The organism is Dysosmobacter acutus, from assembly GCF_018919205.1.
Lineage (GTDB): Bacteria > Bacillota > Clostridia > Oscillospirales > Oscillospiraceae > Oscillibacter > Oscillibacter acutus.
On record NZ_JAHLQN010000001.1, the window covers coordinates 654677 to 675967 of the forward strand.

Below are 21291 nucleotides of genomic sequence, written 5' to 3' on the forward strand. Positions count from 1 at the left end.
AAACAAAGAAGAGCCGCGCCAGAAGGCGCGGCTCTTCTTTGTTACACATCCCTGCGGGGATAGAGGCGGACGGAGAGGAGGATGGAGACCGCGTTGATCACCACCGCGGCAATGGGCGCCGCGATCCCGGCCAGCTGCATGGCGGGCGCCGCGGCCGCCGTATCCGCAACGTCTAAAATGGTGAGGGAACTGGTGGCGATGGCCACGATGACAATGATGTAGAACATCCGGCCCCGCTCCACGCCGAAGCGGAACATGGGCGGCAGGGTCAGGGCCATCAGAATCGTGGCCACGGACAGGGCCACAAGCACGACCAGCGGGGAATCGCCGCCGGCAGCAACGCCCAGGGTGATAAAAATGACCTTGGCCGCGACGGCCACCAGGGCCACGCCTCCGCAGCAGAGATAGCCCAACATGTATTTGGACAGCACGATGTCCCAGGTGGAGTAGGGCAGCATGGCTGCCAGCCGGTCCCATTTGCACCGCTCGTCGTAGGCCATGGTGGAGTAGGGCAGCATGCTGGCGTAGACCACGGCGAACAGGGAGGTGGAGCTGCTGGGCAGGGCGGCAAACACCACCATGGCTACCAGGAAAAAGCGCAGCTGTTTGGAAAGAACGTAAAAGTCTTTTTTCAAAAGAGCCTTCATTGAATCTGCTCCCCCTTTACCAAAAACAAAATGATCTCTTCGATGCCGGCCTTCTCCACGGGAATGGCGGAGGGGACCAGGTCCCGGCGCACCAGGGTCTTGGTGCCGTACTTGCCCCGCTGATGCCCCGCCACCGCTTCCTCCGGCAGCTCCAGTTCGCCCTGGACAATGCCGTAGGTCTCAAGAAGCCGGTCCTTTTCCTCGCAGAACAGGAGCTTTCCTTGGTGAAGGAAAGCGATGTAGTCGCAGATCTTCTCCAGATCGCTGATGATATGGGAGGAGATCAGAATGGAGTGGTCTTCCTCCCGGGTAAACTCCGCGAAAAGGTCCAGAATCTCGTCCCGGACAATGGGGTCCAGGCCGCTGGTGGCCTCGTCCAGGATCAAAAACCTGGGGTGGTGGGAGAGAGCCACCGCGATGGCTAACTTCATGGTCATGCCCCGGGAAAAGTCCTTGAACGGCTTTTTCTCCGGCAGCTCAAAGCGCTGGATGTACTGGAAATAGAGGGCCTCGTCCCAGCGGCGGTAGGTGTCCTTCATGATGGCGTTCACCTGCCGGACGGTGATGAGCTCGGGGAAGTGGGCCTCGTCCAACACCACGCCGATGTCGTCCTTCACCGATAGGAACTCACGGCTGCGGTTGTCCACGCCCAACACATGGATCTCACCGCTGTCCCGTGCCAGCGCGTTCATAATGAGGCGGATGGTGGTGGACTTGCCCGCTCCGTTTTCTCCGATCAGGCCCAGGATGGTGCCTGCGGGCAGGTCCAGCGTCACATCCTGCAGGGCAAAGCCCTTAAAGGCGCGGCTGACGCCCCGCAACTCCAATGCGTTTTCCATGATTAGTCCTCCTTCAGTAGGATCCGGAGCATCTCTTCCAACTCCGAATGAGTGAGATTACATGCGGCGGCCAGCTCCACTGCCCGTTGCAGGCAGGATTCGATCTGCTTGAGGTGCTCCTCCCGGATCAGTTCCGTATTCCGCTCCGCCACAAAGCTGCCTTTGCCGGCCACGGTGTACAAAAATCCCTCGTTCTCCAGTTCATCGTAGGCCCGCTTGGTGGTGATGACGGAAATACGCAGGTCCTTTGCCAGGGACCGGATGGAGGGCAGCGCTTCGCCCGGGGTGAGATCGCCGGAGATGATGTTGGCTTTGATCTGGGTGTAAATCTGATCGTAGATGGGCTGGCCGGAGGCATTGCTGATGTAAAGCTTCAACTTGACGCCTCCTTTTGTTTTACTGTTCATATACAGTATACACAGTATGAACGGCATGTCAAGCGTTTTTTTGAAAAAAATCCGCGGCCTTTTGGGCCGCGGATGGAAACTCTGTCATTGTAAATCAGCGGGAGGCTCCGCTGGTCAGCCGGAGCACGTCCTCCTTGCCGCCGCACAGCAGCAGGTGCTCCTGTGTGGTAAAGGGCCGGTCGGCGTTGGTGATGGGGGTGACGCGCCCGTTTTCCCTGACGCCGATGACGTTGACGCTGTGGCGGCTGCGGATGTCCAGGTCCTTCAGGGTTTTGCCCACCCAGGAGGAGGGAACCTCCAACTCAAAAAGCGCGTACTCCTCCGACAGCTCAATGTAGTCAAAGGCGTGGGCCACGCTGAAGCGGACGGCGGCCCGCTTGGCCATGTCCCGCTCCGGGTAAACCACCTCGTCCGCGCCGATCTTGCGCAGGAATTTGGCGTGGATGTCCCGGTTGGCCTTGGCCACCACATAGGGCGCGCCCAGGTCCTTGAGCAAAGAGGTGATCTCAAGGGAGGACTGGAAATCGTCGGAGATGCAGACAAAGCACACATCAAAATTCCGCACGCCCAACGAGCGGAGGATGGACTCGTCCATACAGTCCCCGATCTGGGCCCGGGTGACCAGAGGGGCGATTTCTTCGATGACGGCGTCGTCCTTATCCACCACCATGACCTCATTCCCAAGCTCCGTGAGCTTGAGGGCCAGATTGCTGCCGAAGCGGCCTAAGCCGATGACCAGCATGGAACGCATTGTATCAGCTCCTTCCGTTAACCGATGATGATTTTTTCCACAGGGTTGCGCAGCCGCCGCTCCTGCCGCTCGGTGATGGTCATGAAGACCGTCAGGCTGCCGATCCGCCCGGCGAACATCAGCAATATCAGCACCAGCCGGGAGGCGGGGGCCAGCATCCGGGTAATGCCTGTGGAAAGTCCGACGGTGCCGATGGCGGAAAAGCATTCGAAAACAATGGAGTGGATGGGCAGGTCCCGCTCAAGCGAAATCAGAAAACAGCCTGTGAACGCCAGGGACAGATACCATGTCACAGAGCAGAAGGCCTTTTTCACCTGGAGAGGGTCTACCCGCCGGTCCAGCAGGTCCGTGTCTGAGGAGCCGCGCATATGGGCGGCCACCGCGCAGCCCAGCACCACAAAGGTGGTGACCTTGATGCCGCCGCCGGTGGAGCCGGGAGCCGCGCCGATGAACATGAAGAGCACCGTCAGCAGGTATCCGCTTGAGGAGAGGGCGCCCATGTCCACCGTGTTGAATCCGGCGGTGCGGGGAGAGACGGAGAGAAAGAGGGCGCGCAGCAGCTGCTGTCCAAGGGGGAGCCCGGCAAGCAGGCCCCGGCGCTCTGTCAGATAGAAGAGGGCTGTGCCGGAGAGAATCAGCACGGCGGAGGCCAGCAGCACCACCCGGGCGTGGAAGGAATACCTGCGCAGTTGAAGTCCATGCTGCAGGACGTCCTCCCAGACGATGAAGCCAATGCCGCCGATGACGATGAGGGCGCAGATGGTCAGGTTCACCACCGCGTCACCGGCAAAGGGGGCAAGAGAGGCGTAGGGGGAAAACCGGCCCATCAGGTCAAAGCCGGCGTTGCAAAAGGCGGAGACGGAGTGGAAAACCGCGTACCAGGCGCCCTGGGGCAGGCCGAAGGCCGGGACAAACCGGGTCATCAGCAAAAGCGCGCCCAACAGCTCCACCAAAAAGGTGCCGCAGAGCAGGTGCTTCACCAGCCGGACCACGCCGCCTAATTGCTGGGTGCTCAGCGCCTCCATCAGAAAGGAACGCTCCTTGAGGCCGATCCGCCGCCGGAGGACCAGCGGGAAAAACAGGGCAAGAGACATGAAGCCCAGCCCGCCGACCTGAATGAGCAGGAGGATCACGGCCTGGCCCAGACAGGTGAACTGTGTGTAGGTGTCGAAGACCACCAGGCCCGTGACGCAGGTGGCGGAAGTGGCGGTGAACAGCGCGTCAAAAAAGGAAATCCATGTTCCACTGCGGTTGCAGACCGGCAGCATCAGGATCAGCGCACCAAACAAGATGATGGCGGCAAAGCCCAGCGACAGCGTCCGGGTGGCGGTGAACTTCAGTTTTCTATGCAGTGGAATCCCCCCTTACAGCGGATGAGAGATAAGGATAGCATGCTCCGTTTTCCCCAAAAGAAACCGGATGCTCAGCCCTCCAGCGCGCGGAACCCCTCGCCGTGGACCTCCGCCGCGTTGACCACGAACAAAAAGGCGTGGGGGTCGGTCTGCTTGATCAGCCGCAGGGTCTGAGCAAGGGCGTTGCGGCGGGTGACAGTCATCAGAACGGTCTTGTCCAGACCGCTGTAGCCGCCCTTGGCGGGGACCACGGTGACGCCCCGGTCCAGCTGGGCGTTGAGAGCCGCGGTCATGGTGCCACCCATGTCCGTGATGATATAGACCACTTTGGCAAAGTTCACGCCCTCCATCACGCTGTCGATGACCTTGGAACACACGAAAATGGTGACGCCCGAGTAGAGAGCCACCTCAAGGTCTTTGAAGATCAGAACGGCGAACACCACCACAGAGGCGTCGATGCACATCATCAGCATGCCCAGGGGAAGATTGGGAAATTTTTTCTGCAGCATCAGCGTGAGAAGGTCCGTTCCGCCGGAGCTGAGTCCCCGCAAAAAGAGGGCCCCTATGCCGCCGCCGATCATGGCGCCGCCCAAGACCGCCGACAGGAGCACATTGTTGGTGTAGACCGGCAGCAGCGGCGTCAGAACATCGATGAACACGGAGCAGAGGACCGTTGCCACCAGTGTTTTGGCCAGGGGCTTCCAGCCCAGAACAATCACTCCGGCGATGACCAGCGGCGCGTTTAAAAGCAGGGCCAGCACGCCGATGGACAGCGGCAGCAGCTGAGCAAGAGCGGTGGCCAAACCGGAGACGCCACCCGGGGCGATGTTGTTGGGGATGGTGAATATGACCAGTCCGGCGTCCAACAGCAAAGAGCCGCCCAAGATCGCCACAGTGTCGTATACAGCCTGACGTGTTTTCTCATTCATATCAGATCACTCCTTTTTGTAGTATGCCCGGGCAGCGGCCCGGCTGCGAAGAAAAGCCGCGGATTGACAGGCCCTGTCCGGACTTTTATAATGAAGAGACAAAATAAAGGAGGGAATTCGATGAAAACGCTTTGCGCAGCGGATATCGGCCATGTGGATCAAAACGCGCCGGAGCAGGTGCCCGGCTATATTCTGATCCCCGGCGACCCCAACCGGGTGGAGCGGATGGCCGCCCAGTGGGACGAGGGGGCGGAGGTGTTCACCCTGGCCCGGCAGCAGAAGGGCGCCCACGGCACCTACCGCGGCGCGCCCATCGGCGCCTACTCCACCGGCATGGGCGGGCCCAGCACGGAGCTTGCCCTGATGGACCTCTTCCGCTGGGGCGCCCACACGCTGATCCGCGTGGGGACCACCGGCGCCATTCAGGAGGGCATTCAGGTGGGCGACATCATCATCAACGACTCCAACGTCCGGCTGGACGGGGCCGCCAACCTCTATGTCCGGGATGAGTATCCCGCCTCCGCCTCCTATGAGGTGGTGCTGGCCCTGATCCAAGCCTGCGAAAACCTGGGGCTGCGCTACCATGTGGGCACCGGCTGCACCAGCGGGTCATTCTATGCCGGCCAGTGCCGCCCGGCGTACAACGGCTTCTACCCCTCCTGGTGCGACGCCATGTTTGCGGACATGCGCGCCGCCGGGGTGCTGAATTTTGAGATGGAGGGCGCCACCGTCACCACCCTCAGCCGCCTTTTCGGAAAGCGCTCGGGCATGTGCGCCACCGTGGTCTCCCACCGCCTCACCGGCGAGTGGAAGGAGGACCCGGAGGCGGAGAAATCCGCGTGTCTTGCCGGGGCCGAGGCGGTCCGCATCCTGACGGAGTGGGACCGGGCCAAGGCGGAAGCCGGGAAACGTTACTATTTTCCCGGTTTAACGAAATGATGTGAAAAAGCAGCCGCCCAAGAGGCGGCTGCTTTTCTACAGGGCTTGTATGATCTTCTTCACATAAGCGCTGAATTTTGGCGCCGCAGCCATGGCAGCCGCCTCAACCTCTTCGGAACTCAGCCGCTGGGGAAGGACGCCGGCCGCCATGTTGGTGACAACCGACATGGCCAGCAGCGGCATGGAGCAGTGGGCGGCGGTCAGCGCCTCGGTGACGGTGGACATGCCCACCACGTCGCCGCCAAGCAGGCGCACCGCCCGGATCTCCGCCGGCGTTTCAAACTGGGGACCGGTGTAGAAGAAGTAGACGCCCTCGTGGACGGTGAGGCCGGAGCCCTCGGCGCAGCGCAGGGCAAGCTGGCGAAGCTCCGGGGTGTACATCCCGGAGGTGTCGAAAAACCGGGGTCCGAACGCATCAAGGTTGGGCCCCCGCAGAGGGCTTGCCCCGGTAAACTTGATGTGGTCTTTCAAAAGCATGATGTCGCCGGGCTTGTAGATCGTGTTGACGGCCCCGGCGGCGTTGGTGAGAATGGTGGTTTTGGCGCCCAGCAGCTTAAATACCCGGACCGGCAGCACAAGCTGCTCAAAGGTGTAGCCCTCATAGGAGTGGAAGCGGCCCGACATGCAGACCACCCGCTTTCCGGCCACGGTGCCGAAAATCAGCTTTCCGGCGTGGCCCGGGGCGGTGGAGCGGAGAAAGTGGGGGATGTCGGCGTAATCCACGCAGACGCTGTTCTCAATCTCCAAGGCAAAGGGTCCAAGGGAGGTGCCCAAAACCAAGGCAACCTCCGGCGTGAAGTCAATTTTTTGTTTTAAAAATGCTGCGATTTCCTGATAGTCCTCATAGGAGCAGGACATGATCCCATCGCCTCCTCAAGCTTGCGGCCGCAGCCGGAAGAAATTGAGATCACTCTAACATAAAAGAAGCGGTTCTGTCAATGCGGCCTTTTTATTAATAAGGTGTCACCCCGGCCAACTGTATGAGCCGCTGTGTTACAGTTATGTTACAAGTGGGCGAAATCACTTTACAAACAAAAACACTTCCTGTAAGATACGACGTGAACAGAGGGAGAACCACCCCGTGGGCCCGGCACAGATACAGGACCGGCATGCCACGGTATGTGTGCCGTGTCAAAGATGGGGCGGCGATCCGGATGTTCGAAAATGCCGGTAAACCGGTAAATTTTAAAGGAGGAAATCCCATGAAGAAGTTCCTTTCTCTGGCACTTGCTCTGGTGATGGCTCTGTCCCTGTTCACCGTTGCAAGCGCTGCGGAGTACAAGGATCTGTCCGATAAGGACGAGATCACCTACTCCGAGGCTGTTGCCGTGCTGAACAAGCTTGGCATCATCGAGGGTTATGAAGACGGTTCCTTCAAGCCCGACACCGCTCTGAACCGCGCCCAGGCTGCCAAGATTATGTGCGGCCTGCTGCTGACCCAGGCTACAGCTGACAAGCTGACCGTCAGCGCCGCTCCCTTCAAGGATGTGGCCGCCGACTACTGGGCCGCTGCCTACATCTCCTACTGCAAGAACGCAGGTATCCTGGACGGCTACAGCGATGGCACCTTCAAGCCCACCGCTACCCTGACCGGCTATCAGTTCTGCAAGATGCTGCTGACCGCTCTGGGTTATGATTCTGCCAAGGAAGGCTTTGTTGGCCGCGGCTGGACCCTGAACGTTGCCAGCAAGATCAACACCGTTGGCCTGACCAAGGGCAACGTGGAGTTCGGCGGCAACAGCGAGGTCACCCGTGAGGAGGCCTGCCTGTATGCTCTGAACATGCTGAAGGCCACCGAGGTCACCTATGACGGCCTGTCTGTTGACGTTTCCACCGGCGACACCCAGGTGAACATCAACAATACCAAGGCTTACAATGTTGTCAACAACGGCGATTCCGACGGCAACATCAAGGACGATGGCTACATGCAGTTTGCTGAGGAGCACTTTGGCGCTCTGAAGATCAGCAACAGCAACGACGAGGACGATTTCGGCCGTCCCTCCAACACCTGGAGCTATCGCAACGTTTCCTTTGGCACCTTTGCCAAGCAGCCTGACTTCGTCTATACCTCCGGCGTTGGTTCCTATGCCAACAACACCGAGGCTGAGGACGCCAAGGCTCTGGGACTGAAGGGCTACAAATTCGCTACCCGCAATATCGCCGCTGAGGGCGAGACTGCTTCCTACGCTTCCGCTGTCAATGCCGTGGTCAATGGCCAGGAAGTAACCGGGGCAGGCGATACTGCTAACAAGGACGGCTTCCAGATCAACACCATGAAAGAGCTGGCTGCCCAGACCGGCAACGGCACCGTGGTCGAGGTCTATGTGGATGAGGATACCGCCGACCTGATCACCGACGTGGTTGTCGTGAAGTCTCAGCTGATGCAGATCAACAAGGTCAACTCTGTCGCCAAGACCGTATCCCTGAAGAAGGTCAACGAGGCCGGTGAGTCTGTCGCCGCTGCCGATGAGGACAATGACTACTATGCTGTTCTGTCCCAGATGAAGGCCGACGATTATGTCATGATCACTCCCGTTCGGGATGGCAATGGCTATAAAGTTGCCGCTGCCTACAAGCCCACCACGGACACCGGCCTGCTGACCAAGGTTTCCCTGAACAGTTCCGGTGCTACCAACGGCGTCACCGTGAACGGCACCGCTTACAAGCTGGCTGCCACCAAGGGCAACTGCTTCGTTGACCTGAATCAGGCCAACACCGTTCTGAACTCCAAGAAGGACTGCACCGTCTATGTGGATAAGTACGGCTACGCCGTGTACATCAAGGACGTGGACGCTTCCGCCAACTTCTTTGTCTATGACACCACCTATTCCTCCCTGTCCGACGGCAAGATCGTGCATGTTGTCCAGGGCTTCGACCTGGCCGGCAACGCTGTCTCCCTGAACGTCGGTACCGATAAGGATGCAGGCGGTGCAGAAAGTCTGCATCCGGGCAATGTCTATTCCTACACCACCGAGAATCCTGTCAACGACGGCGAGTATGTGGTGACCGCTGCGGCCACCGAAGCGGGTGACGATCACTATGTTGCGACCAGCGTCAAGGACGTTGCTGCCGGTGCCACCAAGATTGACGGCCAGTACTTTGCCTCCGGTGTGAAGTTCGTCTTCATCAATTGGGACGATACTGCCAAGACTGACGTGAAGTCTGTCACGGTCAAGGATGGCGTCCAGGAAGTGAAGGACACTGATATGAGCCTGATCGTCGACAAGAACGGTTACGTCAAGTACGTGGTTGTCGCTGACGAGGCTTCCGACGCAACCGGCACCAGCGTGGCCTATGTCTCCGCTCAGACCGGCACCACCAAGGTGGGCACCAAGGCCGCTGCCGTGTACACCCTGTACATTGACGGCGTCGAGACCAAGGACGTGATTTCCACCAACTTGGGCATGGAAGGCAAGTTCGTCACCTATGCTGCCAATGACGACAATGTCTATACTCTGAAGGTGTACGCCGCTACCGATAAGACCACTTCCGTTGATATCGGTGTGATCGACGACACCAGCTCTGATGGTAAGATTGATGCCCTGATCGACAACCGCATCGTTGTCGTCAACAGCACTGAGCTGAACGCCAAGGATGCCGAGGTCATCGACCTGTCTGACAACAAGATCGGTTCTATCTCTGATATCGCCGACCTGCTGAAGACCGAGAGCGTTAACAATGTCCAGTTGGCTTATATCTACAACGGCAACACCAGCGCGTCTGCTTACAACACCGTGTCTTACCTGTTTGTGGTTGACACCAACGTTGTTACCGACTGATCCAACTTCCTATTAGCACCCAGCATAACCCCAAAAGCACCCCGGACTTTCGTCCGGGGTGCTTTTTCGCCCTTTTTCGACAATTGGATTGTCAGCGCCCTTCCGGATGCGCTATAATAGCCGGAAAACGGCGAGTTCCATAACCGGCTCTTCTTGCGCGTCCTGACGCCGCGCCGGAAAGGGCGGATTTCCCGGGAGGAGAGAACCCAAGTGATGAATCACCGCTTCAACGCCATCTATGCACGCCAGTCCGTGGACAAGAAGGACAGCATCTCCATCGAGAGCCAGATCGAGTTCTGCCGGTTCGAGCTGCAGGGTGACTCCTGCCGCGAATACGTGGACCGGGGCTACTCCGGCAAAAACACCGACCGCCCCAACTTCCAGGAGCTGATCGGCGACATCAAACGGGGCCTGATCTCCAAGGTGGTGGTCTACAAGCTGGACCGAATCAGCCGTTCCATCCTGGACTTTTCCAACATGATGGAGCTCTTTCAGGAGCACAACGTGGAGTTCGTCTCCTCCACGGAGAAGTTCGACACCTCCACGCCAATGGGCCGGGCCATGCTGAACATCTGCATCGTCTTCGCCCAGCTGGAGCGGGAGACCATCCAGAAGCGCATCACCGACGCCTACTACTCCCGAGGCCAAAAGGGCTTCCGCATGGGCGGCAAGCCGCCCTACGGCTTCCACGCCGAGCCCGTTGTCTTAGACGGCATCCACACAAAAAAGCTGGTGGTCAACCCGGAGGAGGCCGACCATGTCCGCACGATGTTTGAGCTCTATGCCCAGCCCCAGGTCTCCTACGGCGACATCACCCGGCAGTTCACCCGTTCCGGCGTCCTCTTCCATGGCCGGGAGCTCAGCCGGGCCACCCTGGCCCAGATGCTGCGAAACCCGGTTTACGTCCAGGCGGACCGGAGCATCTACAATTTCTTTCAGTCTCAGGGGGCCGTGATTGCCAACGACCCGGAGGAGTTTGCGGGTGTCAACGGCTGCTACCTCTACCAGGGCCGGGAGGCCAAGGGGAACAAGCTGCACGACCTCAACGGCCAGCTTCTGGTCCTGGCGCCCCACGCGGGCTTTGTCCCGGCGGAGCTGTGGCTCAGGTGCCGGAAAAAGCTGATGAACAACATGAAGATTCAATCCGCCCGGAAGGCAACCCACACCTGGCTGGCCGGAAAGATCAAGTGCGGCAACTGCGGCTACGCCCTCACCAGCGTCACCGGCCGGACCGGGGTGCAGTATCTGCGCTGCACCAAGCGGCTGGACAACAAGAGCTGTGTGGGCTGCGGGAAAATCCGGACCGCTGAGCTGGAACAGCGGATTTTTCAGGAGATGGCGGAAAAGGTGGCACTGGTCCGGCGGGAGGGACAGGCCTCCGGGGTGGGCAATCCCCGGATGACCGCGCTGCAGGCGGAGCGGCTCCGGGTGGAGCAGGAGATCGAGCGATTGGTGGACGCTCTTGCCCAGGCCAACTCCGTGCTGCTTTCCTATGTGAACGCCCGTGTGGCGGAGTTGGACAGCCGCCGCCAGGAACTGGCCCGGGAAATCAGCCAGCTGAGCGCCGATGCGGTCACGCCGGAGACGGTGGAGGAGCTGGCCCGGCAGTTGGGCGAGTGGGAAGACGTTGACTTTGGAGACAAGCGCCTGACGGTGGACCTGCTGATCTCCTCCATCCGCGCCACCAGCGAAACGCTATGCATTGAATGGAAAATCTGAATATAGACCACCCCAAGAACTCCCTGCTGCCGGGGAGTTCTTTTTGTATGGAGAGGATTCGCCCACTTGTAACATAACTGTAACACAGCGGCTCATACAGTTGGCCGGGGGCGGGAAGCGGGAAAAAGTCATGGGCAACGCTCAAAGGTATAGCCCTCATATTTGCCGTTGGCGGCAAGCTTCTCCTATCCGGTCTATTTCTTTGCGGTTCAGGACACCTGCCTTTGCGACTTGATTTTTAAATAGGTATATTGCGCTTTTTCGCGCAAAAGTCACTCTCACAGCAAGGGATGGATTGGCGTTTTTATAGCTATACGAGCGGAGCCACGGGACTTGAGCAGTCAAAAAATCGTGGCCTTATAACCTGTTGTACTTTGTCTGTAAAGGTAAAAGGCTTTACAAACAAAAATGATTCCTGTAAGATACGACGTGAACAGAGGGGAAACCACCCCGTGGGCCCGGCACAGATACAGGACCGGCATGCCACGGTATGTGTGCCGTGTCAAAGAATGGGGCGGCGAACCGGATGTTCGAAAACGCCGGGAATCCGGTAAATTTTAAAGGAGGAAATCCAATGAAGAAGTTCCTTTCTCTGGCACTTGCTCTGGTGATGGCGCTGTCCCTGTTCACCGTTGCAAGCGCTGCGGAGTACAAGGATCTCACCGACAAGGACGAGATCACCTACTCCGAGGCTGTTGCCGTGCTGAACAAGCTTGGCATCATCTCCGGCTATGAAGACGGTTCCTTCAAGCCCGACACCGCTCTGAACCGCGCCCAGGCTGCCAAGATCATGTGCGGCCTGCTGCTGACCCAGGCCACGGCTGACAAGCTGACCGTCAGCGCCGCTCCCTTTAAGGATGTGGCCGCTGATTACTGGGCCGCCGCCTACATCTCCTACTGCAAGAACGCGAAGATTCTGGACGGCTACAGCGATGGCACCTTCCGTCCCACCGCTACCCTGACCGGCTATCAGTTCGTGAAGATGCTGCTGACCGCTCTGGGCTACAGCTCCGAGACCGAGAAGTTCACCGGCTCCGGCTGGACCCTGAACGTTGCCAAGGTCTCCAACGGCATCGGCCTGACCAACGGCAATGACGAGTTCGGCGGCAACAGCGAGGTCACCCGTGAGGAGGCCTGCCTGTACGCTCTGAACATGCTGAAGGCTACCCAGGTTACCTATGACGGCACCACCGTTTCCGTCACCACCGGCGACGCTCAGGTCATCGTTGGCTCCCAGAAGGCCTACAAGGTTGAGAACAACGGTTCCTCTGATGGCAACATCAAGGATGACGGCTACATGCAGTTTGCTGAGGAGCACTTCGGCGCTCTGAAGATCAGCAACAGCAACGACAGCGATGATTTCGGCCGTCCCTCCAACTCCTGGAGCTACAAGAACGTGACCTTTGGCACCTATGCCAAGCAGCCCACCTTCACCTACACTGCTGCCGCCTCTGGCGACGATGCTGCTGATAAGGTCAAGAACATGGGCCTGAAGAACTACAAGCTGGCTGACCAGGATAGCGATACCGATGGCGTGCAGTTTACTGCTTATACCAACGGTCGTCTGGACGACAAGAGCATTACCAAGCTGACTGACATCCCCGCGCTGACCGCCAACGGCACTGTTGTTGAGGTCTACACCGACGATGATACCGCTGATCTGATCACCGATATCGTGGTTGTCAAGTCTCAGCTGATGCAGGTCAACCGCGTCAGCACCACTGCCAAGACTGTCTCCCTGAAGAAGGTCGAGTCTGAGAATACCAATGTTGTTTCCGTTGTCGCTGTTGACGAGGACAACGATTACTATCCCGTCCTGTCCCAGCTGAAGGCTGACGACTATGTGGTCATCACCCCGGTTAAGGCTTCTGCTTCCGGTGATGTGGAAGTGGCTGCTGCTTACAAGGCCACCACCGACTCCGGCGCTCTGTCCAAGGTCTCCATGAAGACCAATGGCGATGTCAACGGCGTCACCCTGAACGGCACCGCTTACAAGCTGAGCGCCATCAACGATGGTTTTGCTGATCTGAATGCTGGCAGCGTTGTCAACGCCAGCAAGGACAGCACTCTGTATCTGGATAAGTACGGCTATGCCATGTACATCACCGATGTCACCACCGGCACCGACTTCTTCATCTACAGCAGCATGTACAACACTCTGGTCGATGGCAAGCTGGTTCACGTTGCCCAGGGCTATGACTTGGAGGGCAATGCTGTGTCCCTGAACATCGGTACCAATGATGAGGATACCAGTGTCCTGCCCGCTGGTATGACCATGGGCACCATCTATGCCTACAGCACCAGCGGCTCCAAGAACAACGGTGAGTATAAGATCACCACGGCTGAGTCCACTAATGATTCTGATGGCAGAAAGTATGTTGACAATACCGGCCTGACCCTGACTCAGAACGCCAGCGCCACCAACATCCCCTCTAAGGGCTACTATGCTTCCGGCGTGAAGTTCGTGTATCTGAGCGTGAATGACGGCGAGATCGATAAGGTCACCGTCCGCGAGGGAGTCCAGAAGGTTTCCGGCCTGTCTGCTAAGCTGGTCTTCAACAAGGATGATGAAATCACTTATGTGGTCATTACCGGCGATGCTGAGGATGCCACCGGCACAAACGTGGCCTTCGTTTCCAAGAAGACTGGTGAGACCAGCGTGGGCAACAAGGCTGCTGACATTTACACCCTGTATATTGACGGTGTGAAGACTGAGGGTGTCATCTCCAAGAATCAGGGTCTGGCTGGCCAGTTCGTTACTTATGCTGCTGGCGACGATAACGTCTATACCCTGAAGGCTTACACCAGCTCTACCAACACCACTTCCGTGGCTACTGGCCTGACTTTGGACACTGTTGCCGATCAGTTTGTTGGCACTCGTTACCTGGTTGGCCTGGTCCAGGATGCACAGAGCCAGGATATGGATCTGAACGTCTCCAAGGCTGAGGTCATTGACCTGACCGATTACAACTTGGGCTCCATCGGCGAGATCAAGGATGCCCTGACCTCTTCCGATGATCCTGGCAACGACAGCAAGCTGACCGAGGTTGAGATTGCTGTGATCTACAACGGCAACTCCAGCTCCAGCAGCTTTGGCCAGGTGTCCTACCTGTTCGTTACCGACGCCACCGCTCGCTAAGTAATCTGACTTCAGATTAGCTGCAAGCAAGCAATAAGCAACGCCCCCGGACTTTCGTCCGGGGGCGTTCTTTTCACTTACTGTCCTCTTGCGATGAGATACCGGTTGGAGGCGTCCTTCAGCGCGGCGATCAGCGGCTTTTGGGTCAGGGCAAAGTAACGGGTGCGGATTTCCCGCTCCAGCGTCGGAAGTTCTTCCGGCAGCCGCTTTCCCACCAACAGCTGGCGCACAAATTCCGCCGTGACGCCCACGATGGTGTTGCAGCCCATGTCCAGAATCTCCCCTGTCTCCCGGCAGAGCACCAGACTGATGTAAAACTCCCCGTGGGTGGCGTAGATGGCGTCCTCCCGGCTGGGCTTGGCCATCCCCACCACCAGGAGGGATTGCTCCGGATAACGCATAAAAAGCTCCTTTCCCATGGTTCCGTTCCTATGAAAACAGCATACCACAGAGGAGAAAAATTTTCCACAGCCCTCCGCAAATTTGACTTGACGAACGGCGGGCGGCGACGTATTCTAAGGAATAGAAGAATCAGTTCTTTTGTTTATGGGGACGCCTGCCCGGCTGGTCCCGACGTAGACAAGATCCACGAATTTTTAAATTGGTGGGTCTTTTTTTGCGCCCGCCGATAGGGAGGACTCTGCAATGGACTTTGAGCAGATGCTGTATGAACAGCTGCGGCAGGGGAGCCGGGGGCTTCGCGCGCCCATGCCGGCGCTGCGGGAGCTGAGCGGGGTGCTGCTGCGCAGCCGCTCCGCGCTGGTGCTGACCGGATTCCCGGTGGACTGCGGCACCGTGGCGGGCGAGACGGACGGCCCCATCGGCGCGGCGGAGATCGCGGGCGCGCTGACCGCTATAGGATGCCAGGTGGAAGTGGCCACGGATGCGCCGTCCTACCGGAGCGTGGAGGAAGCTCTTGAGCTTGCATCGCCAGAGGCGGGGCTGACGGTTGTTCCATTTTTGGAGACAGGGCGGTTCATCAGAAGGCTCTTTGACCGCTGTCAGCCCGACCTGGTACTTGCCATCGAGCGGCCGGGCAAGGGCATGGACGGCCACTTCCACAACATGCGGGGCGCTGTGATCGACCGCATGACGGCGGATACGGACAGCTGCCTCCAACTGGCACGCCAGCGGTCCATCACAACAGTGGCCATCGGCGACGGCGGCAACGAGTTGGGGATGGGGGCGCTCTACGGTGAGGTGTGCGCCCATGTGCCCCACGGTGTGGAGATCGCCGCGGTGGAGCCGGCCCAGTTCACTTTGGCGGCCGGGGTGTCCAACTGGTGGGGGGCCGGCCTTGCGGCGCTGCTGTCCCACGCCACGGGCCGGGAGCTGATGCTTTCGGAGCAGGGAGAGACGGAGCTGCTGCGGGCCATCGTCGGCGCCGGGGCGGTGGACGGATGCACCGGACGGCGGACCATGAGCGTGGACGGCCTGGAGCTGTCCGCGCACCTGAAGGTCCGCAGGGCGCTTATGCAGCTGCTGAAGGAACAGGAGACACTGTGCGGATGATAAATTGCAGTCGGCAGCGCGCCGGCGAAAAAGCTCCGGGCCGATCGGCCCGGAGCTTTTTTTATGGCTGATGGGCGGAGAGCAGATCGCCCAGCGATTCGTTTTTCACGTCGGTGACGAACATGTGGCCCGGGGCGTGGGTGATGGCGATGGGCGGTTTTGCGGCCTCCACCGCGGCCTGGGGCGTCACGCCGCAGGGCCAGAAGACCGGCACCTCTCCGGGCCGAACCTCCACCGCGTCGCCGTAGTCCGGGCGGGAGAGATCCGGGATGCCGATCTCCTCCGGGCGGTCGATCTGTACCGGGCCGCCGTGGACATGGGGAAACCGGGCGGTGATCTCCGCCGCAAGACGTGCGTGCTCCGGGGTCATCGGCCGCATGCTGCACACCATGGGCCCCCGGAAGGGGCCGGCCGGGTGGGTCGGGATGCTGGTCTTGTACATGGGCACATTGCGGCCCATGGTGATGTGGCGCATCTCGATTCCGGCGCGGAGCAGGGCCTCCTCAAAGGAAAAGCTGCACCCGATGAGAAAGCCCACAAAGTCCGGCTGCCAGAGGGCGGATACGTCCGTCTCCTCCTGGCAGAGGACGCCGCCGCGATAGATGCGGTAGGCGGGGAAGTCGGTGGTGATGTCCCCGTCGGAGGCCATCAGGCGGGTTTTGGGAGAGCCCTCCAACACCTCAAGGACCGGGCAGGGGGCGCTGTTGCGCCGGGCGTACTCCCGAAAGTCCCGGGCCCACCGGCCGGGCAGGATGATGAGGTTGGCCTGGGCGTAGCCCGGGCACAGACCAGCTGTGGGAGAGGTCAGGCGGCCGCTGCGGGCCATGTGCCGGACCTTTAGGGGGGTGAGATTTTGTTCCATCCAATCGCTCCTTTCATCGGTGGAAAAGGCGGCGGAACACTCCGGCGTTGAGGCTGCGGTTGATGCCGCTGAGCTCCTGCCGCTGGGCGATGTACAAAGCCTGGGCCTGTTCCATGCTCACCGCTTCAAAGCGGAACCGGTCCCCGGCCTTGGCCTGGGCCAGTGCGGAGAAGTCGGCGGAGATCACGCAGGCGATCTTGGTGTAGCCGCCCACGGTCTGGCGGTCCGCCAGCATGAGGATGGGCTTCCCGCTGGAGGGCACCTGCACGGCGCCGAAGGAGATGCCGTCGGAGAGAATGTCCGCCCCGGCCCGATGGGCGATGACCGGCCCGTCCAGCCGGCAGCCCATGCGGTCAAACTGGTTGGTAAGCGTATATTCGGAGGAGAGGAAGGTCTCCAGCCCCTCCGGGGTGAAGGCATCGTCCTGGGGACCAAGGACTACCCGAAGCAAGGAAGAGGCGGTCCGCTCCATCAGGCGCCGCCTGCTCATCATAGGCAGGATGGGTCTGGGCGCGCGGAAGGCGATCTCGTCTCCGGAGCTCAGCTGCCGGCCCTGATAGCCGCCCAACTGTGACTTGAGGAAGGTGGAGCGGCTGCCCATGACTATCGGGATGTCCAGCCCGCCGGCAAAGGCCAGATAGGCCCGACAGCCGCTTTTGGGACCGGTAAAGGAAAGAATCTGACCTTTCCTCGCCGCCACAGCCGCGTACAGGGGCACCGGCGCGCCGTCCAGTTCCGCGCCCAGGTCGCCGCCGGTGAGGGCGATGCAGTTGTCCTGGGTGAAGAGCAGCCGGGGCCCAAGGAGGGAGACCTCCAGCACGGCCTCATTTTCCACGTTGCCCACCAAAAAATTGGCCAAAGCCGCGGCCCTTTGGTCCAGCACGCCGGCAACGGACATGCCGTACTGCTGATAGCCGGTGCGGCCCATGTCCTGCACCGTGGTCAAAAGGCCGCCCTGTTCCACACGGATGCTCACAGCCCCACCTCCTCACAAATGGAGCGGCGGCAGACATAGGACGCACCCTGGGCGGCGATGCTGCGATAGGTTTCCCCGTCAATGGGCCGGAATTTGACGTACTCTCCGGCCCGGAGCAAAATGGGCTCCGGCCGGGCGGGATCATAGAGGGAGACCGGAGTGCGTCCGATCAGCTGCCATCCGCCGGGGGAGGCCACGGGGTAGACGCCGGTCTGGCTCCCGGCAATGCCCACGCTGCCGGCCGGAATGCGCAGCCGGGGCGTCTCCAGCCTGGGCGCGGCGATGGCCGGGTTCAGGCCTCCTAAGTAGGGGAAGCCCGGGGTGAAGCCCAGCATGTAGATGAGATACTCCACCTCGCTGTGGAGGGCGATGACCTCCTGCTCCGACTTTCCGGCGAACCGGGCCACGGCGCCAAGGTCCGGCCCGAATTCCCCGCCGTAGAGCACCGGCAGCTCCACCACCACGTACGGCGTGGCCGCCGCCGCGTCCAGGGCGGCGGTCAGCTCCCGCAGACGCGCCACCAGCGGGCCGAAGAGAATTTGGCAGGGATCGTAGTGGACGGTGAGGGAGCAGTAGGCGGGCACCGTCTCCCGGATGCCGGGAATGCCGGCGCTCTCAACGGCCGCCTGGAGCGAACGAACCCGGGCGTTGACCTTGGAAGAGATGGCGCCGCCCAACTCCACGGTGACGGCGCTGTCGCCTGCGGGCAAAAACCGTTCCATCCGCCGCCTCCTTAAAAGACCACCCGGCTCAGCGGGGCGACCGTCACGCCCCGGCTCTCCAGAGCGGAGCGGATGGAGCGGGCAAACTCCAGCGCCGAGGGGCTGTCCCCGTGGATGCAGATGGAGTCGGCCTGGATGGGGATGTCCTCTCCGGTGACGGCGGTGACACGCCCCTCCTCCACCATGCGGACGGTCCGGGCAATGGCCGCGTCCCGGCTGTGGATGACGGCACCCTCCCGGCTCCGGGGCACCAGGGTGCCGTCACGCTGATAGGCCCGGTCGGCAAAGACCTCGCTGGCGGACCGGAGACCCGCCCTGCGGGCCGCGTCAAGAAGGCACCCCTGGCCCAGCAGAATCAGCTCATTGTCCACGGAAGAGACCGCCCGGGCAATGGCGTCCGCCAGGGAGTTGTCCTTTGCCGCCATGTTGTAGAGGGCCCCGTGGGGCTTTACGTGCTGCAATCGCAGGCCGGCTCGCCGCGCAAATGCCAAGAGGGCGCCGATCTGGTAGACCACGCAGGCCTCCGCCTCGTCGGGCGTGAGGGACATGTTCCGCCGGCCAAAGCCCATCAGGTCCGGAAAGCCGGGGTGGGCGCCCACGGCCGTTCCCCTCTCCCCCGCCAGGGCGACGGTGCGCGCCATCACCAGCGGGTCCCCGGCGTGAAAGCCGCAGGCGATGTTGGCGGAGGAGACACAGCCTAAGACCTCTTCGTCGGCGCCGATGGTGTAGGCGCCGAAACTTTCCCCCAGATCGCAGTTGAGATCCACAAGTTTCATGGAAGTTCCCCCCTTCAATCAAAGTGCTCCCCCTGCGGGAGAGTGGTATCTTTATCGTAGCACAACCGCTTAGCTATTGCCACTGAAACCTTGGCCGGCGGGCCAAAAGAAGGGGTTATTTTCCAGTTTTGCAATGTTCACGCTTTCCTTGTTTTTTGTTTACAATTTGTTTATATCCATGCATTGACAAGGACGGGAAGTGGTGGTAAATTAACTTTAGCACTCAGGAAGATGGAGTGCTAATTCAATTTGATGCAAGAGAAGGAAGTGCCGTGGAGTTAAGCGACCGGAAAAAGCAAATACTGAAGATCGTGGTGGAGGACTATGTGGCCTCCGCCGAGCCGGTTGGCTCCAAGGCCATTGCGGCCCAGATGGAGGGGCGGGTCAGCTCCGCCACCATCCGCAATGAGCTTTCAGACCTGGTGGAGTCAGGCTATCTGGAGCAGCCCCACACCTCCGCCGGCCGGATTCCCACCCCCCGGGGCTACCGGATTTACGTCAATGAGCTGATGGAGCAGCACCGCCTCTCCATGCAGGAGACCCGGCGCATCAACCAGGCCCTCCAGATCAAGATGGAGGAGCTGGACCGGGTGATCGCCCAGGCGGGCCAGGTGGTCTCCTCCTTTGAGGGGTATCCGGCCTATGTGGCCACCACCGGCAAAGGCCAGATCCGGGTGCGCCGGTTCGACCTTTTGAGCGTGGATGATTCCAACTGCATCCTGGTGCTGATGACCAACGACGACCGGGTGAAGTCCCAGTTGCTGCGCATGCAGCTGAAGGTGGGCGGCGATCAGCTGCCGGTGCTGGTCAACCTTTTGAACAAGCGATTTACCGGTGCCTCGCCGGAGGAGATGAACCGCCGGCTGATGGATGATTCCGACCAGGTGCCGCCGCCGCTTTTCCTGCTGCTGAGCCAGATTGTGGCCTACGCCACCCGTGTTCTGGAGGACGCGGTGCGCAAGGAAGTCAAGACTTTAGGCGCCAGCCAGATTCTGAAGCTGCCGGAGTTCCGGGACGCAGACAAGGCCCACCAGCTGATGAGCTTCCTCTCGGAGGACAAGGAAAACCTGCCGGGGCCGGATGAGGACGATCCTATGAAAATTCTCATTGGCCCGGAAAATGTCAGCGAGGCGCTTCAGGACACCAGCGTGGTGGTGGCCAGTTATGACATCGGCGACAACATGCGGGGCCTGATCGGCGTGGTGGGGCCCACCCGGATGGATTACGCCACGGTGGCGGCGCGGCTGAGCTGTTTTGCCGACGGCTTGAGCCGGATGTTTGGCAAAAACGAATTACCGGAGGATAAATCTCATGAGTGAAGAGAACAAGAACCAGACGCCGGAGGAGCCGGTATCTCCCGAGAGCAAAGAGGGCGGCCAGGAGACGCAGGAGCCCAAGGAGGAGGCCAAAGCCGCAAAGCCCAAAAAGAGCAAGGAGAAGAAATACACCCTGACCCGGGAACAGATGGAGCAGATGGAGCTGGCCGCCAAGCAGCTGGAGGCCGCCAAGGACCAGTACACACGGCTGGCCGCCGAGTATGACAACTACCGAAAGCGGACCGCCCGGGAAAAGGAAACCATCTATCAGGACGCCAAGGGCGACACCATTGAAAAATTCCTGGCCGTGTACGACAATCTGGAGCGGGCACTGAAGACCGATGACCAGAGCGACTCTCCCCACAAAAAGGGCATGGAGATGATTTTTGCCCAGTTTAAGGGAATCCTGGAGGCCATGGGCGTCACGGAGATCGAGGCCCTGGGCCAGCCCTTTGACCCGGCCAGGCACAACGCGGTCATGCACATCGACGACGAGTCCCTGGGTGAAAACGTGGTGGCGGACGTGTTCCAGGCCGGCTTCATGCTTGGAGATAGGGTGCTCCGCTTTGCCACGGTGCGGGTGGCCAACTGAATTTGTTAACCGCCGCCTTCAAAAGGCAGTTTGA

Annotated in this window: 19 protein-coding genes; 7 read left to right on the forward strand and 12 right to left on the reverse strand. The window is 60.2% G+C overall.

The genetic code is table 11. The features are described from left to right. Window positions 1–41 precede the first annotated feature (41 nt). The 6 genes from KQI82_RS03045 to KQI82_RS03070 all read right to left on the reverse strand — a co-directional run bounded on the left by KQI82_RS03045 (window position 42) and on the right by KQI82_RS03070 (window position 4925). The gene (locus KQI82_RS03045) at window positions 42–635 is read right to left on the reverse strand and encodes an ABC-2 transporter permease (RefSeq protein ID WP_216558584.1); all 594 of its coding nucleotides are present in this window, start codon (window positions 633–635) and stop codon (window positions 42–44) included. An 8-nt stretch (window positions 636–643) separates the two neighbouring features. Further along, entirely contained in the window at window positions 644–1486 is an 843-nt protein-coding gene (locus KQI82_RS03050; RefSeq protein WP_216558588.1) for an ABC transporter ATP-binding protein, read from the reverse strand. A 2-nt stretch (window positions 1487–1488) separates the two neighbouring features. Continuing rightward, window positions 1489–1863 carry a GntR family transcriptional regulator gene (locus tag KQI82_RS03055; RefSeq protein ID WP_216558590.1) on the reverse strand — a complete coding sequence of 125 codons (375 nt, stop codon included), beginning with the start codon at window positions 1861–1863 and terminating at the stop codon, window positions 1489–1491. A gap of 124 nt (window positions 1864–1987) precedes the next feature. Further along, window positions 1988–2644, reverse strand: a complete 657-nt coding sequence (locus tag KQI82_RS03060; RefSeq protein WP_216558593.1) for a potassium channel family protein — start codon at window positions 2642–2644, stop codon at window positions 1988–1990. A gap of 17 nt (window positions 2645–2661) precedes the next feature. Beyond that, entirely contained in the window at window positions 2662–3933 is a 1272-nt protein-coding gene (locus tag KQI82_RS03065) for a TrkH family potassium uptake protein (RefSeq protein ID WP_241426596.1), read from the reverse strand. 134 nt (window positions 3934–4067) lie between these two features. Further along, window positions 4068–4925, reverse strand: a complete 858-nt coding sequence (locus KQI82_RS03070; protein WP_216558595.1) for a YitT family protein — start codon at window positions 4923–4925, stop codon at window positions 4068–4070. A gap of 120 nt (window positions 4926–5045) precedes the next feature. On the opposite strand from KQI82_RS03070, the gene KQI82_RS03075 reads away from it, so the two are divergent. Beyond that, window positions 5046–5864 carry a nucleoside phosphorylase gene (locus KQI82_RS03075; RefSeq protein WP_216558597.1) on the forward strand — a complete coding sequence of 273 codons (819 nt, stop codon included), beginning with the start codon at window positions 5046–5048 and terminating at the stop codon, window positions 5862–5864. A gap of 36 nt (window positions 5865–5900) precedes the next feature. Here the strand turns inward: KQI82_RS03075 and KQI82_RS03080 are convergent, their stop codons facing one another. After that, a complete protein-coding gene (locus KQI82_RS03080; RefSeq protein WP_216558599.1) occupies window positions 5901–6722 on the reverse strand; it encodes a purine-nucleoside phosphorylase in 822 nt (273 codons plus the stop codon). A gap of 344 nt (window positions 6723–7066) precedes the next feature. On the opposite strand from KQI82_RS03080, the gene KQI82_RS03085 reads away from it, so the two are divergent. From KQI82_RS03085 to KQI82_RS03095, 3 genes are all read left to right on the forward strand, one after another. Next, window positions 7067–9643, forward strand: coding sequence for an S-layer homology domain-containing protein (locus tag KQI82_RS03085; protein WP_216558602.1), 2577 nt, complete (start codon window positions 7067–7069; stop codon window positions 9641–9643). Between the two features lie 213 nt (window positions 9644–9856). Beyond that, window positions 9857–11362 carry a recombinase family protein gene (locus KQI82_RS03090; RefSeq protein WP_216633600.1) on the forward strand — a complete coding sequence of 502 codons (1506 nt, stop codon included), beginning with the start codon at window positions 9857–9859 and terminating at the stop codon, window positions 11360–11362. A gap of 574 nt (window positions 11363–11936) precedes the next feature. Then, the gene (locus KQI82_RS03095) at window positions 11937–14501 is read left to right on the forward strand and encodes an S-layer homology domain-containing protein (RefSeq protein ID WP_216558606.1); all 2565 of its coding nucleotides are present in this window, start codon (window positions 11937–11939) and stop codon (window positions 14499–14501) included. A gap of 77 nt (window positions 14502–14578) precedes the next feature. On the opposite strand, the gene KQI82_RS03100 is transcribed toward KQI82_RS03095, so the two are convergent. After that, window positions 14579–14902, reverse strand: a complete 324-nt coding sequence (locus KQI82_RS03100) for a DUF3870 domain-containing protein (protein WP_216558609.1) — start codon at window positions 14900–14902, stop codon at window positions 14579–14581. A 244-nt stretch (window positions 14903–15146) separates the two neighbouring features. Here KQI82_RS03100 and KQI82_RS03105 point away from each other — a divergent pair, with 244 nt between their 5' ends. Then, complete coding sequence (locus KQI82_RS03105; protein ID WP_216558612.1) at window positions 15147–16013, forward strand: DUF4392 domain-containing protein; 867 nt, start codon at window positions 15147–15149, stop codon at window positions 16011–16013. 61 nt (window positions 16014–16074) lie between these two features. On the opposite strand, the gene KQI82_RS03110 is transcribed toward KQI82_RS03105, so the two are convergent. Genes KQI82_RS03110 through KQI82_RS03125 form a run of 4 tightly spaced genes read right to left on the reverse strand, consistent with a single transcriptional unit; the run spans window position 16075 to window position 19349 of the window. Then, on the reverse strand, window positions 16075–16875 hold the full coding sequence (locus tag KQI82_RS03110) for a putative hydro-lyase (protein WP_216558615.1): 801 nt from the start codon (window positions 16873–16875) through the stop codon (window positions 16075–16077). A 13-nt stretch (window positions 16876–16888) separates the two neighbouring features. After that, a complete protein-coding gene (locus KQI82_RS03115) occupies window positions 16889–17851 on the reverse strand; it encodes a 5-oxoprolinase subunit C family protein (protein ID WP_216558617.1) in 963 nt (320 codons plus the stop codon). After that, the gene (gene pxpB, locus KQI82_RS03120) at window positions 17848–18573 is read right to left on the reverse strand and encodes a 5-oxoprolinase subunit PxpB (RefSeq protein ID WP_216558619.1); all 726 of its coding nucleotides are present in this window, start codon (window positions 18571–18573) and stop codon (window positions 17848–17850) included. The genes KQI82_RS03115 and pxpB overlap by 4 nt, the downstream gene beginning before the upstream one ends. Window positions 18574–18584: 11 nt before the next feature. Beyond that, entirely contained in the window at window positions 18585–19349 is a 765-nt protein-coding gene (locus KQI82_RS03125; protein ID WP_216558622.1) for a LamB/YcsF family protein, read from the reverse strand. A gap of 272 nt (window positions 19350–19621) precedes the next feature. Here KQI82_RS03125 and hrcA point away from each other — a divergent pair, with 272 nt between their 5' ends. Next, window positions 19622–20668: a heat-inducible transcriptional repressor HrcA gene (gene hrcA / locus KQI82_RS03130; RefSeq protein ID WP_216558623.1), complete on the forward strand. Its 1047-nt coding sequence runs from the start codon at window positions 19622–19624 to the stop codon at window positions 20666–20668. Then, a complete protein-coding gene (locus tag KQI82_RS03135; RefSeq protein WP_216558626.1) occupies window positions 20661–21257 on the forward strand; it encodes a nucleotide exchange factor GrpE in 597 nt (198 codons plus the stop codon). Before hrcA ends, KQI82_RS03135 begins: the two co-directional genes overlap by 8 nt. Window positions 21258–21291 lie beyond the last annotated feature (34 nt).